The organism is Bacillus sp. Bos-x628 (assembly GCF_040500475.1).
Classification (GTDB): Bacteria; Bacillota; Bacilli; order Bacillales; family Bacillaceae; genus Bacillus; species Bacillus maqinnsis.
The window spans coordinates 2552444-2567170 of the sequence record NZ_CP159358.1; the positions used below are offsets into that span (position 1 = coordinate 2552444).

10 protein-coding genes are annotated in these 14727 nt (G+C 35.0%); 8 read left to right on the forward strand and 2 right to left on the reverse strand.

Annotated features, from left to right (window positions below; all coding sequences use genetic code 11):
* Window positions 1-203 precede the first annotated feature (203 nt).
* From ABVJ71_RS13140 to tagH, 4 genes are all read left to right on the forward strand, one after another.
* Window positions 204-3302 carry a CDP-glycerol glycerophosphotransferase family protein gene (locus ABVJ71_RS13140; RefSeq protein ID WP_353854408.1) on the forward strand — a complete coding sequence of 1033 codons (3099 nt, stop codon included), beginning with the start codon at window positions 204-206 and terminating at the stop codon, window positions 3300-3302.
* Window positions 3299-4501 carry a glycosyltransferase family 4 protein gene (locus ABVJ71_RS13145; protein ID WP_353854409.1) on the forward strand — a complete coding sequence of 401 codons (1203 nt, stop codon included), beginning with the start codon at window positions 3299-3301 and terminating at the stop codon, window positions 4499-4501. The genes ABVJ71_RS13140 and ABVJ71_RS13145 overlap by 4 nt, the downstream gene beginning before the upstream one ends.
* A gap of 188 nt (window positions 4502-4689) precedes the next feature.
* Window positions 4690-5517 carry an ABC transporter permease gene (locus ABVJ71_RS13150; protein WP_353854410.1) on the forward strand — a complete coding sequence of 276 codons (828 nt, stop codon included), beginning with the start codon at window positions 4690-4692 and terminating at the stop codon, window positions 5515-5517.
* Window positions 5518-5536: 19 nt separating this feature from the next.
* Window positions 5537-7138, forward strand: a complete 1602-nt coding sequence (tagH, locus tag ABVJ71_RS13155) for a teichoic acids export ABC transporter ATP-binding subunit TagH (RefSeq protein ID WP_353854411.1) — start codon at window positions 5537-5539, stop codon at window positions 7136-7138.
* Window positions 7139-7162: 24 nt separating this feature from the next.
* On the opposite strand, the gene galU is transcribed toward tagH, so the two are convergent.
* Window positions 7163-8044 (reverse strand): UTP--glucose-1-phosphate uridylyltransferase GalU, encoded by an 882-nt coding sequence (gene galU / locus ABVJ71_RS13160; RefSeq protein ID WP_353854412.1) that lies wholly within the window; start codon window positions 8042-8044, stop codon window positions 7163-7165.
* Window positions 8045-8283: 239 nt separating this feature from the next.
* Here galU and wecB point away from each other — a divergent pair, with 239 nt between their 5' ends.
* The gene (gene wecB / locus ABVJ71_RS13165) at window positions 8284-9420 is read left to right on the forward strand and encodes a UDP-N-acetylglucosamine 2-epimerase (non-hydrolyzing) (RefSeq protein WP_353854413.1); all 1137 of its coding nucleotides are present in this window, start codon (window positions 8284-8286) and stop codon (window positions 9418-9420) included.
* Between the two features lie 184 nt (window positions 9421-9604).
* Here the strand turns inward: wecB and ABVJ71_RS13170 are convergent, their stop codons facing one another.
* Entirely contained in the window at window positions 9605-10525 is a 921-nt protein-coding gene (locus ABVJ71_RS13170) for a LytR family transcriptional regulator (protein ID WP_353854414.1), read from the reverse strand.
* Window positions 10526-10707: 182 nt separating this feature from the next.
* Between ABVJ71_RS13170 and ABVJ71_RS13175 the strand changes: the two genes are divergently transcribed.
* The 3 genes from ABVJ71_RS13175 to ABVJ71_RS13185 are packed head-to-tail and all read left to right on the forward strand — an operon-like array spanning window position 10708 to window position 14677.
* Window positions 10708-11031 carry a LytA gene (locus tag ABVJ71_RS13175; RefSeq protein ID WP_353854415.1) on the forward strand — a complete coding sequence of 108 codons (324 nt, stop codon included), beginning with the start codon at window positions 10708-10710 and terminating at the stop codon, window positions 11029-11031.
* A gap of 24 nt (window positions 11032-11055) precedes the next feature.
* Entirely contained in the window at window positions 11056-13164 is a 2109-nt protein-coding gene (locus tag ABVJ71_RS13180; RefSeq protein WP_353854416.1) for a SpoIID/LytB domain-containing protein, read from the forward strand.
* 19 nt (window positions 13165-13183) lie between these two features.
* Window positions 13184-14677, forward strand: a complete 1494-nt coding sequence (locus ABVJ71_RS13185; RefSeq protein ID WP_353854417.1) for an N-acetylmuramoyl-L-alanine amidase — start codon at window positions 13184-13186, stop codon at window positions 14675-14677.
* The last annotated feature ends 50 nt before the right edge of the window (window positions 14678-14727 follow it).

Here is a 14727-nt window from a genome sequence, read left to right on the forward strand (position 1 = left end):
TTAAAAAAATGCAACTTTTGTATCCAACCTATTTTTGAATCTAGTTAGGATCTTTATAAAGAGATTAGAAAGGCGAGGTAGAAGTGATAAATAGTTTTCAACTAAGTAATGTGGAATCGAAGGAAGATAATTTTCACCTCCATATAGTATATAATGGAGATTACACTATACAAAAAATTATTTCGTATATAGATAAAATAAAATTGATAAATCTAAATAACTTAGAAGAATATATCTTATCTTTTAAAGCTGAAATTGTAGAAGATAAAATCGTTTGTGAAATTGCAAAAGATTATTTTCCTTTAGATGAGTCCGAATATTCTATCATTTTCTCATTCATATTAAATAAAGATATTATAGAAATAAATTTAATAAATAGTTTAACAGAAACTTTTGTAGACAAAATAAAAAATAATCTGATTACTATTAACTCTTGTGAAAAAGAATTATCAACATGTTATTTCAGTGTTAAGAAAAAAAGTAACATTAACTTAGTAATCAGCGATGTTCATTCATTTAGAAATTCGACAGAATTAATTTTTGATTTTAAAGACAATCCTCTATTGACATATAATAATGCGGTAAAAGAAATATATTTGGAAAATAATTTTACGAAAGAAAGGTTAACAATAGAGCCCTCTAAACTTATTTGTAAAGAAAAAAAGGTAAAGCTGAAAATAAGCTTATCTAATACTATAACTTATGAAGGACCTTGGAGTATGGGTCTAATTTTAAAAGATGATGAAAAAAATGATTTTACTTTCTCACTTAACTCCTATGATGAATATTATTCTGAATTCACTAGTGTAGAAGGGGAACCAAGGGTGTACAGACTATATAGAAATCAGTTTGGACACCTCCAAATAGATCCGTTTAATTATACTGGAGAGTTATTAAAAAATACTGTGAATAATGTTTTATTAAAAGATAATAAAATGGAAATTCATTTCACTTCTGTATTTAATACTATGTTTACCCAGAAAGACAGTGTGATTTCTGTAGTATTCCGAAGTAGACATAATTATAGCCAAAAGGTATTTCCTGTAATTAATAATGGTTATAATACTTATAAAGTAGAATTAAACATTATGGAATGCAACAAAATGTTTGATGATGGTATTTGGGATATATTTCTGATTTATAATATTAATGACTGTACTGTAGAGTTTCCCATTAGTTCAAATCAAGAATTTATAAATAGTCTTGTAACCTTACCTGAAACAATATATAACAATAAAGAGATTAAATGCGCAAGGTTTTACTTAACAAAAGATAATAGACTAGCTTTGTTAATAAAAAAAGACTTCTATATTGCGGATTTACATACAATTAGTATAGATGAAGGTAAAATGCTAATTAAAGGTTGGATTGATTTAAATACATCCAAAGTTATATTGAAACAAATGACCCTTTTAGATGAAAATAATCAAAACATAAAGACTAATTATAAAAGTAAAATTAATAACAATTGTTATCATTTTTCAATCGAAATTGATTGTAATGATGTTAAAGCAGAAATTGAATATCAAAAGGAATATAGTTTGTTAGCTACCCTTAAGTTAGGTGAAGAACTTTTAGTTTATCCTGTTTCGTTTAACCATGGAGAAAAGGAAAAATATAAATCACACATTTATCCAACCTTTAATGTAAACGAACAATATGCAATTCATCCAGAGTTTAATTTAGATAACTCTTTTGAATTAACTTTAACTCATACAATAAAACCTTATTGTTATTCTATTAAAAAGACGGCTAAGAGAATTGAATTGATTGTTCATATAAGTAGTAACGACATACTATTTAATCGAACTCAATTAATCTTAATAAATAATAAAAAAGAAATAGAGTTAGCTATAGACAATAATGATGTTATAAAAAACTCCATAGTTTTTCAAATTGATAAATCAACTTTTAGTATGGATAAAATTAAAGATGAGCAGTGGGAGTTATTTATTCGTACTACTACGAAAGAAGGTGAAAATTTTTTATCTAGGTTAGCTCCTAAAGATGGAAGAGAGCAGTTGTTTCCTTCAACATTCAAATCTGGTTCGATTAAAGTGAAAAAGAAAAAACATTTAGCTGTATTTAGAACTAGAGATAATAATTTGAATATAGAAGTAAGAGATATCAAAGCTTATGAGAGTTATTTAGAAAAAATAAAGTTTTATGGTGCAAAGTTAGTTTCTAAATTCATCAAACATTTAAAGGTTAAGCCAATATGGTTCATTGGGGAAAATCTAGCCGAAGTTGCTCAAGATAATGGTATTGCTTTTTTTAAATACTTGTATCACAACAAAAATGAACAGAGCTTTTATTATATAAGTGTAAAAGATAATAAAAATGGTGATGTGCTAGAGAAATATAATAAAAACGTCATTCAATACGATAGTTTTAAACATTACGTTTACTATCACTTAAGCGAGTTCTTAATAGTAAGTCATGGAATAAGAGATGTCGTACCGACATTTGTCCATAATAAAATGTCCAGAAATGAAAAACCGGTAATTTACCTTCAACATGGAATTACTGCAATGAAAAAATTAAAATTTAATCGCAAATCTTACAATGGAATGATAAAGAAATTTATTGTTTGTTCTGAATCTGAAAAAGATATCTTTGTTAAGCAAATGGGTTTTTCACCAGAACAAGTTTGTGTAACTGGATTTTCAAGATTTGATACATTAGAAGATATGAGTAGTCTGAAAAAGCAAAAGGAAATTGTTATTATGCCTACTTGGAGAGAATGGATTGACGATGCAGAATTTGCAACATCTCCATTTTACTTAAATTATGCAGAATTATTAAAGAGTGAGGAACTTAAAAAAGTTATAACAGAAAATAACATAAAACTTAAGTTTTTTATGCATATTGAGCTCCAAAGAAAATTTAATGAATATTTTCACGGGTTTGACAAGTATATTGAAATAATTAATGTTGGAGATCAAACTGTAAAAAGTATTCTTAGTGAAAGTTCTTTGCTGATTACTGATTATTCAAGTGTGATATTTGATTTTCATTATTTAGATAAACCTGTTATGTTCTATCAATTTGATTTAGAAGATTATTTAAAGTATAGAGGGTCTTACGTTAATATGAGAACAGATTTATTAGGTCCCACTGCGACTACAAGTGAAGATTTAATTGCTTTGATAAAGGAATATATAAAAAGAGAATTCAAGGCAGAGCAAAGGTATAAAATTAAATCTAAGAAATACTATAGATACTTTGACAGGAACAATTCTGAAAGAATTTATAAAGAAATATTATCTGTCAAAGAAGAACAAAAGGGGACAGAGAATTGAAAATTACATTTCTTGTATATAACATTTATGGAATGGGCGGAACTGTAAGGACAGTTGCTAATACTGCTAATTTTCTTGCTAATCAAGGATATCGAGTAGAAATAATTAGTGTTCGTAAAACAAGAACAACTCCAATGTTTGAATTAGATAAGAGAATAAAGCTTAAGCCAATTTTTGATGCCAGAAGAGGAATGCTATTTGGGAAAAATACTCCTAAATCTAAGAAAGTGATAAAAACTGTGTTAATGAAAATACCTAGCATTTTAATTGACAAAAATGAAGAGCTATATCATATGTTTAATTTATTTGTTGACCTAAAAATTATAAATGCTATTAGAAAAATAGATGAGGGAGTTTTTATAACTACAATCCCTTCATTTAATTTATTATCTCCGATTTTTGCTTCGAAAGATTTAATTAAAATAGGTCAAGAACATAAATATTATAATGGTTATCATCCAAGGTTGCAGAAAAAAATAAAAAAATACTATAGAAAATTGGATTCTTTAATTTGCTTAACGGATTCAGAAATTGCTGTATATAAAGAAATTCTGCAAGGAAGTAATACTAAACTCTTTAAAATTGAAAATGCTACTAAAATGCCAAATTTTAGTTCAGATTTAAATGAAAAAACAATTATTGCGGCTGGGCGTTATGTTTATGAAAAGGGATTTGATATGTTAATTAATTCCTTTGAAATTGTTATAAATAAACATCCTGATTGGAAATTGAAAATTTTTGGTGCTGGAGAAGAAGAAGAAACATTAAGAAATTTGATATTTTCGAAAAAATTATATAATAATGTTTTTCTCATGCCGAAAACTAATAATATACTAGAGGAGATGAGTAAATCATCTATTTATGCTTTGAGCTCTAGGCAAGAATCGTTTGGTATGGTTGTTGTAGAAGCTATGTCTGTTGGAGTTCCATGTGTTAGTTTTGCTTGTCCTGGTCCTGCGGAAATTATAAAAAATAATGAAGATGGAATTGTAGTTGAAAAAGAAAATATTAATGCTTTTGCAGATGCTTTAATGTATTTAATAGAAAATGAAGACATAAAAAAAGAAATGGGTAAACTCGCAAGAAAAAACGTAAGAAGATATTCCTTTAATTCTTTAGGTGAAAAATGGATTGCGATGTTGAACTTATTTAATAAACAAGATTGTACCCAAGAAAAATCAAATGAGAAAATAATTTAAACATAAAAAGTCTCCATATAACAGGTATAATAGTGTGCCGTTGTTATTGGAGACTTTATTGTATTTAAATAAAGTCTACGTGTTGCTAAAGCTTATGAAAAGTGAAAAATTTTTTAATTTCTGTTACAATTATGAGCGGTGCTTTTAAATTTTAATAGTACTCAAAACTTTTTCTAAGGAAGATTAGAATGAACGCAATGTTGACGATATTAAAGGAGCAAATCAGCTCATTTTCACTGATTATGCGACTTGCTGTTTATGAAACAAAATCAAAATATCAGATGAATTATTTAGGCGTTTTATGGCAGTTTTTAAATCCATTGATTCAAATGTTGGCTTACTGGTTTGTTTTTGGTATGGGGATTCGTGGAGGTCAGCCAATTGTGATTGGTGGCATGGAGGTTCCATTTATTATATGGATGCTTGCCGGATTGATCCCTTGGTTTTTCATTAGTCCGACAATCCTTGATGGATCAAATAGTGTGTTTAAACGCATTAATATGGTGTCAAAAATGAATTTTCCGATTAGTGCACTGCCATCTGTTGTGATTATGTCCAACTTGTTCAGCTACTTTGTCATGATGGGTGTGTATTTTATTGTGCTGATTTCCTACGGCATATATCCCGATGCACATTGGATACAATATATTTACTATCTCATATGTATGATCGCGTTCATGTTTTCGTTTAGTTTGTTTAATTCCACGATTAGTGTACTCGTGAGAGACTATCAATTTTTATTACAATCAGTGACACGTTTACTTTTCTTTTTACTGCCGATTTTTTGGAATATCTCTGAAAAGCTAACTGGAGACAACGCATGGATCGGTGATATTTTAAGACTCAATCCGTTATTCTACATTATTGATGGTTTCAGAAATAGCTTATTAAAGGGCGAATGGTTCTTCCATGATGTCAAATACACGCTTTATTTTTGGCTGTTTACGCTTCTTCTCTTAACAGTTGGTTCATTGCTTCATATGAAATTTAGGGATAAATTTGTCGATTTTCTTTAAAAAGTAAGGAGATTATACGATGAAACTAAAGGTTTCGTTTCGAAACGTATCCAAGCAATACGTGCTATATAAAAAACAGTCAGATAAGATCAAAGGACTGTTTTTTCCTAATAAAAATGAAAAAGGTTTCTTCGCTGTTCGTGATGTGTCCTTTGATGTATATGAAGGTGAGACGATTGGTTTTGTTGGAATCAATGGCTCGGGGAAATCAACGATGTCAAACCTTCTTGCGAAAATTATTCCCCCGACGAGCGGCGAAATTGATATGGATGGGCAGCCTTCGTTAATTGCCATTGTGGCAGGACTGAACAACCAATTGAGCGGCAAAGACAACATTCGATTAAAATGCTTAATGATGGGACTAACGAATAAGGAAATAGACGAGCTTTATGAAAAAATTGTAGAGTTTGCGGATATTGGCGACTTTATCGATCAGCCTGTGAAAAGCTATTCAAGTGGAATGAAATCTCGATTAGGTTTTGCAATTTCAGCACATATTGATCCTGATATCCTCATTATTGATGAAGCGTTGTCAGTTGGAGATCAAACCTTCTATCAAAAATGTGTGGATCGTATCACAGAATTTAAAGAGCAAGGAAAGACGATCTTTTTTGTCAGTCACTCGATCAGTCAAATTCAAAAAATTTGTGACCGGGTCGCTTGGATGCATTATGGTGAGCTGCGTATGTTTGACGATACGAAAAAAGTCGTGAAAGAATACAAAGAGTTTGTTGACTGGTTTAACAAGTTATCCAAGAAAGAAAAAAAGGAATATCAACTGAAACATAAAGAAGGAAGAAAAGGTGTACAAAAGGCAGAAAAGGTCACGCGGTATCAAGAAGACGGGAAGCGCCGTTCATTTTTTGGACCGGCCTTTCAAGTGACAGTTTTAACCATTCTGACCATCTTACTTGCCCTTTCTATGTTTTCGGATCGTCCGCTTCGTACGTTGGTGACATTTGGTGCTAGTTCATCAAATAAAACAGAGGTGCTTCAGTCAACGAGTCCTCACAATCAAGGGGCGTCTGATTTAAAAAAGGTGAACAGACAAGCCATTGTCATGGCTGATCCAATGACTGTTTACAAAGATCAAGCAATGAAAAAGAAAGCAGCATTCACTTTACCTTTTGGTGAACAAGTACAAGTTGTTGCGGAGAACAAGCAAACGGTAAAAATACGGAAAGCTAATCAGACGTACTTTGTGAAACCGACTTCTCTGAAAAATGAAGACGAATTAAAACAACTCTCTATTCAGCAGGGACAGTTTAACTCCTATGTATCACCTGCATCAGCTGCATCTTATGAGTATTTACTTTCTTTCCTTGGGAAAGAAGAATCTGTACTTCTGCAAAGAATGCATACACTGAACTCGGTGAAAAGTGATCAAGGAGAAAACATTCAGCGTTTGGTCACAGAAAAAACGGATTATGTGATTCATCAAGGGCAGGCTGATACCATTGTGTTTCGAGAGATCATGCCAGTATCACCTTCAACACTCGGGCTGACAGAACAGAATGTCTGGAGAAATGAGAAACAAACGAAATTCGTTGTGAAGGGTAAAAATAATCTGTTTGTGATTAATAATGAACAGCATACGTTGACTATTTCAGCGATTAAATAAAAGCTGCCGAAGCCGGCAGCTTTTTTAGTTCACTTCTTCTTTTTCAAGCAATTGTTTCATAAATGGAATGAGCTTTTTTTTCAAGTCTTCATCTTGAAGAGCAAACTCAAGAGTTGTTTCAATAAAACCTTGCTTCTCACCGACATCATATCGTTTTCCTTCAAAGTCATAGGCAAATACGCGCTGAATGTCATTTAGTTTTTGAATGGCATCTGTCAGTTGAATCTCTCCGCCTGCACCAATCTCTTGTTGATCGAGATACATAAAAATCTCTGGTGTAAAAATGTATCTGCCCAAAATCGCTAGATTCGATGGTGCTGTTCCTTGCGGCGGCTTTTCAACAAAATTTTTCACTTGATAACGTCGTCCTTCTTGCGTGAGCGGGTCAATGATTCCGTAACGATGTGTATCGCTGTCAGCTACCTGTTGCACGCCAATGACAGACGAAAGTGTTTTGTCATACTCATTCATTAACTGACGAAGTCCAGGTGTTTCAGCCTGAACAATATCATCACCAAGTAAAACAGCAAATGGTTCATCGCCGATAAAATTACGTGCACACCAAACAGCGTGTCCAAGTCCTTTTGGTTCTTTTTGACGAATATAATGAATATCTGCAATGTTTGAGGACTTTCTCACTTTCTCAAGCAACTCGCTTTTCCCTTTTTCCTCAAGGGTACGCTCTAGCTCAGGCGCAAAATCAAAATGATCCTCAATGGCTCTTTTTCCTTTGCCAGTTACGATAATAATGTCTTCAATTCCTGATTCAACGGCTTCTTCAATAATATATTGAATAGTTGGTTTATCAACGATTGGGAGCATTTCTTTAGGCATGGCCTTTGTTGCAGGGAGGAAACGTGTCCCAAGACCTGCAGCGGGTATAATCGCTTTACGTACTTTTTTCAATGAATTTTGCACCTACCTTAAATACTATGGTTTAAGAGAATACTACTAAATTCTACCTTACTTTTAGAAGTAAACAAACTCTTTTGTATTGGTTAAAGTCATTTTAAATGAAAATTGTAAATATCAGCAATCTATTATGTAAAAGGTTTATGAATTTGTAAATGGGGTTCGATTATCATTTGAAGATATTTTTTGTATAATGGAGACATTATGTATGAGAAGGAAAGAGGCATCGACTATTGAAAACACTAAATGTAATGACTGTATTCGGAACGAGACCTGAAGCAATTAAAATGGCTCCACTTGTCCTTGAACTAAATAAACATCCACAAATACATTCTATTGTGACAGTGACAGCTCAACATAGAGAGATGCTTGATCAAGTGCTTGATGCTTTTTCTATTACACCAGATCATGATTTAAACATTATGAAACAACGCCAAACGTTGTCTGAAATTACATCAAACGCTTTACTTAAGCTAGATCAGTTATTTCAAGAAGAAAAGCCTGATATTGTGCTTGTTCATGGAGATACGACGACAACATTTGCTGGGAGTCTAGCCGCTTTTTATCATCAAATAGCAGTCGGACATGTCGAAGCGGGTTTGAGAACCCATCATAAATATTCGCCATTTCCGGAAGAATTGAATCGCCAGATGACAGGCATCATTGCCGATATTCATTTTGCACCTACGAATGAGGCAAAGCAGAATCTATTAATAGAGAATAAAAAAGAAGAGACGATTTTTGTCACAGGTAATACAGCGATTGATGCCCTGCAAACGACTGTTACAGAACAATATCACCATCCTATTTTAGAGAAAATAGGAACAGATAAAATGATCTTGTTGACGGCTCATCGCAGGGAGAATCTCGGCCAGCCAATGAAAAACATGTTTAGAGCAATTAGGCGTGTTGTAGAAGAGTTCGAAGATGTTCAGGTCGTTTACCCTGTTCATTTAAATCCTGCAGTTCGTGATGCAGCTCAGACAGAATTCAGCGATCTTGACCGCGTGCACTTAATTGAACCGCTTGAAGTTGTTGATTTCCATAACTTTGCTGCTGCCTCTCACTTTATTTTGACCGATTCAGGTGGTGTCCAAGAGGAGGCACCTTCTCTAGGAAAGCCTGTTCTTGTACTGCGTGATACAACAGAACGACCAGAGGGTGTCAAAGCAGGAACGCTCAAGCTTGCGGGTACAGATGAAGAGACCATTTATCAGTTGGCAAAAGAGCTATTAGAAAATCCATATGAATATGAGAGGATGTCTAAGGCATCCAATCCATATGGTGATGGACAAGCGTCGAAACGGATTGTTGAAGAGTTGCTTCATCGTTTTGGATTCAGTGAAGAAAAACCAGCACCATTTAAGTAATTAAAAAGATCACTATATCACCGTAATCTCTTCAACATGTAGACAGCTCTCACATTGTCAAATCTGTCCGCCGGTGCTCACGATTGTTCAATTCACGCCGAAAAGATGACAAAGGGCTAAAATTAATATCATTTTAGCCCTTTGTCAACAATCTGAGGAGACTACATCACCGTAGTCTTCTTTTTTACTGTTCCAAGCTTTCTTTTAATTCCTTCTTCACATTCTCAAGGCTATTTTCGTCAAGCTGATAGTAATAAATATTGTTGATTCTTGTACCAGTTCCTTTTAGTTCGTGCTGTTTGACATGTTGTCTTGCATCACGATAATCATTCATGATAGCCCACATGTCATCAAAGGACATGTTCGTTTTCATATTGTTTTCGACGACTTTGAACATATCGCCGAATTTTGTAATTGAAGAAATGTTGGCACCTTTCGAAATAATTCCTTCAATGACTTGGCGCTGTCTTTGCTGACGGCCGAAGTCCCCTTTTGGATCTTCTTTTCTCATTCTTGTATAGGCAAGGGCTTCATCCCCATTTAGATTAATTTCCCCTGTCCCGAATGAATGTCCGTCATAGCTAAATGCAAACGTGCTATTCACGGTGATCCCGCCAAGTGTATCGACAATATCTTTAAAGCTTTCCATGTTCACTTTCACAAAGTAATCAACAGGTACATCAAGCAATTCCTCTACCGTATCTGCTGCCATTTGTGTGCCGCCAAAAGCATAGGAGTGGTTGATTTTATCCATTGTTCCTTTCCCGACAATTTTTGTATACGTATCGCGGGGGATACTGACCATCTCGGTTGTTTTCTTTTTTGGGTTGACCGTCATGTAAATTAATGTATCTGCACGACCACGGTCGTTCTTTCGTTCATCGACACCCATCACTAAAATGGAAATTGGGTCTTTTTTACTTAAATCGACATCTTTGTCACGCTTATCTGATTTCTTTAAGTTTTCCTGAATGCCTGCGACTGTAGAAGCAGCTGTATGCCAAAGATGATATGCATATCCGCCAGTTGCTAATACGAACAAGCCAATCATTGATAAAACAATCCAAAGAACCTTTTTCTTCTTTCTTTTTCTCTCAGCCCTCATAATGTCCCTCACCTTTTCTATGATTCTTCCATGATTATAGGTTTACTAGACTTGATAGACAAGTAATTTTTTTACTCTGAACCTAGATATAGACGTTGTAACAAAAAAAAGGTTTCAAAAAACCTTAAATTTACTTTAAAATATAAAGTTATAAGACGATACAAAGACATGAGGTGAAAATTATGAAGAAAATCGTCGTTTTACCGTTCTTAATACTGCTACTTGGTATCGTGCTAACAGCATGCGGAACGGCTGAGCAATCCTCTGGGGAAGACAAGACAAGCAGTACAGCCCCTCAGTTGTTAAAAGAAAAAGCTGAATTTATTGGAATGGCTGATACACATACAGTCGAAGTGAAAAAAGTGAATACGACATTAAGCTATGAGTTTACGGATAATTTTAAAGATGTTTTAAGTGAATTTAAACCAGGTGACAAAGTAGAGATCACTTACTCTATCAACGATAGTGGACAAAAAGAAATTCAGAAGATTGAAAAACAGAAGTAAAAAAGATGGACGGGATGAAAAACATTGAAAAAAACAGGCGTTACCCTAATTGTTCTCATGACACTGACTTTAATCATAGCACCCCTTCAGTCTGCCATGGCTAGTTCGACAATTTCTGTGAAATTGTCTAATAATATCGGAAACAAAAAAAGTATGGATTTATCTACAACTGGAGAATACAAGCTTTCAGGATCGAATGTCGCTGTCACGAAAAGGTATGATGGAAAAAATCGATATGAAGTAGCCAATAGCATCGCTTCTGCTGGCTGGAAAAATCCTTCAACTGTTGTTGTGGTCAGCCGAGATGCATTTGATCATGCCATTTCTGTATCACCGTTAGCATACAAACTGGGCGCACCTATTTTGTATACGAACATTGAAAGGCTTACGAAAACAACCGAAAACCAGCTGAAGAAAATGAAGCCGGATAACATCCTGATTATTGGTAATACGAAAAGTATTTCAACAGCTACTGAGAAATCCATTAAAAAGTATGGCAAAGTCAGACGGATTAGTGGAAAAGACAAGTTTGAAATTTCCCAAAAAATCGCAAAGGAAATGGGGAACTATAAACAAGCCGTTGTTGTCGGTGGTAACTCCTTTATGAATGGGATTGCGATTGCTTCTTATGCTTCTAGAAAAGGGTATCCAATCTTGTTAACAAAAAAAGATTCCATCCCGACTTACAAACTACCAAGTAAAGTCATCATCATTGGTAGTACAAAAAGTACTGGACAAAAAGTGGAGAATCAACTCAAAAAAACCTCACAGGTCACACGAATTAGCGGTGCAAACCGCTATGAATTATCTGTGAATATCATCAAAAAGCTAAACATCAATGCAGATAAAGTGTATTTGGCGAAAGCCTCCAGCTTTATTTATGCAATGCCGCTGTCACAATTGGCAGCTAAATCTAACAGCACGGTTGTATATGTGAAACCAGATTCCATTACAGCTTCATTAAAATCGCTCCTGAAAGAAAAGGGGACATACGCCTACCATCTTGCAGGTAGCACAAGTGCTATTCAAGACAGCTTGAAAAAATCTTTAGCCAAACAAGTCTACCTGAAGAAAAATCAAAACTATCAATTGAATATTGCTAACGGGAACATTTCGTTAAAAGGCATTAAGACATATAACACATTAAGAATTGTTCCTGAGAAATATTCAACGAAAAATGTTCTTCAAATTGCGGGTAACCCGTATTTAGGGAATGTAAATTTTGCAATTGAATCTGGATATATCAGACCGACTCTCGAAAATATTCCTTTTGAAGACTATTTAAAAGGTGTTGTGCCAAATGAAATGCCTGCAAGCTGGCATGTCGAAGCGCTAAAAGCACAGGCTGTTGCAGCAAGAACGTACTCGGTGAAAAGTATTGGAAAAGTCGTACCTGATACAACAGCCTTCCAAGTGTATGGTGGCTATAACTGGTATACCAATTCCACCAAAGCTGTCAATGCTACAAAAGGAAAGGTACTGACATACAATAATCAATTAATTTCAGCGACCTATTATTCTAGTAATGGCGGATATACAGAGGCGAGTGAAGAAGTGTGGGGGAATGCGCTGCCGTACTTAGTGGCAAAAGCCGACACGAAAGATCCCGTCAATGCTTGGACATTCAAGCTTTCCAAAAAGCAATTGGGCAACACATTTAGTGCAAGTACAGCATCGTCCCAATGGAGCACGGCAAAAGAGACAAATGCGACTGACTTAGCAGGGCTGAAATCATGGCTTTTGAAAAACAAAGAAACAGCAGCAACTGACATGAAAATTGCATCGATCTCAAGCCTTACCTTCTCAGGAAAAACAAAAGGGCATCGCGCAAAGACTGTGTCGATGAAGTTGACGTACCACCTTAAAAATAAAAAGGGTACGTATACAGTAAATAAAAGCACAACTGCGAACATGAAGATGACGGAATTTAGATCGATCATGGGCGCAACAAAGATAAAGAGTACGTTTGCGACAGTGAAAAATAATAAAAATGATTTCACGATTTCAGGAAAAGGATATGGTCATGGAATTGGTATGAGCCAATATGGGGCTAAAGCTAGAGCGGAATCTGGTAATTCGTATTCTTCCATACTCTCGTTCTATTATCCAGGTACAAAATTAACAAACTATTAAAGGTTAAAGGAGGATTTAGATGAAGCGATCAATGATGAAAACAGTCATCCTTAGCCTTATCGCACTTTTCGTTATAGTACCAACTGCGTCAGCGGACAATTCAGTCTCACGTATAGATGGTGGGAGTCGATATGCTGTAGCGGTGAATGTAGCGAAAAAAGGTTGGGGAACTGCTAGTACAGTAGTGTTAGTAGGGAAAACAGCATATGCAAATGCAACTGCTGGAATTCCACTTGCTTACCAAAAAAATGCACCAGTTCTTTATACAAACAGCGATAGTCTTTCGGCTGATACGAAAAAAGGATTAACGTCATTAAAAACAAAGACTGTCATCGTTTTAGGAAGCACATCTAGTGTGTCTAACAACGTCGTCAATCAATTAAAGAAAATGGGCATCTCAACACAACGCATTTCAGGAAAAAACCGATATGAGTTATCGGCAAATATCGCCAAAAAAATGAAAACCCCTGCAGGTGTAGTGATCGTTGAAGGTTCATTTTATGCACATGGGATCGCTATTGCACCTGTGGCTGCCCAAAAAGGATTTCCGATCCTATATACAGATAAAAAGGGACTTCGTTCTGAAATCGCTTCTGTAGCAAAAGCAAGCAATGTGAAACAAACGATTGTGGTAGGCGGAGAGAATGATGTCACAAAAGCAGCTTACAATCAGTTGAAATCTCCAACGCGAATTAAAGGCTCTACCCGTTATGACGTGGCTGCGAATATTGTCAAGAAGTATAATATGAGTACGAATAATACCTATGTATCAAGAGGATTTGGCTATGCCACTTCATCTTCTGCAGCAGGGATTGCAGCAAAACAAAACAAAGCACTTCTTCTTACAAATGAGAAGACTTTACCAAAAGTAACAAGATCGACGATTAGTAGCAAGAAAATCACAAAATTCACTGTAGTAGGCAGTACAAATACAGTGACTCCAACCGTCGTATCTCAATTGAAAAACCCTGTAGTCGGAAAAAAAGTCTTCATTGACCCAGGTCACGGTGCACAAGATTCAGGTGCTGTTGGATATGGATTATATGAAAAGAACTTAAACTTAGATGTTGCGAAGCGCCTGAATACTAAGCTGAAAAATGCTGGTGCAATCACAACGATGTCTAGAACTTCAGATACATTTGACAGTCTCCAAACACGTGTGAACAAGGGTGCGAATGCGAAAGCAGATATCTTTATTAGTGTCCATGCGAACTCAAACGATAACAGCAGTGCAAATGGAACAGAAACGTATTATGACAAAACATATGCGGCTGCAAACAGTTTGAAGCTGGCGCAAAACATCCAGCCAAAAATGGTCAGTGCGCTTGGCACGAGAGACCGCGGTGTAAAAACCGCTGGCTTCTATGTCATCAAATATTCTAAGATGCCGAGTGTCTTGCTCGAAACAGGTTTTGTTTCCAGCCCTGTTGATTCAAATATTTTGAAATCCGCCACCTATAAAGATAAATTAGCGGCTGGTATTTCAAGCGGCGTTTCAGGCTACTTTAGATAAAAAAATGAGGAGTGCCTGAGATACTCCTCTTAGGCTGTTCGAGAAAGTCT

Bases quoted from the DNA above. Each gene is read 5' to 3' on its own strand.
- ABVJ71_RS13175 (WP_353854415.1), top strand. From the start codon at position 10,708: ATGAAGAAAATCGTCGTTTTACCGTTCTTAATACTGCTACTTGGTATC.
- ABVJ71_RS13170 (WP_353854414.1), bottom strand. From the start codon at position 10,525: ATGAGGGCTGAGAGAAAAAGAAAGAAGAAAAAGGTTCTTTGGATTGTT.
- tagH (WP_353854411.1), top strand. From the start codon at position 5,537: ATGAAACTAAAGGTTTCGTTTCGAAACGTATCCAAGCAATACGTGCTA.
- ABVJ71_RS13150 (WP_353854410.1), top strand. From the start codon at position 4,690: ATGAACGCAATGTTGACGATATTAAAGGAGCAAATCAGCTCATTTTCA.
- ABVJ71_RS13185 (WP_353854417.1), top strand. From the start codon at position 13,184: ATGAAGCGATCAATGATGAAAACAGTCATCCTTAGCCTTATCGCACTT.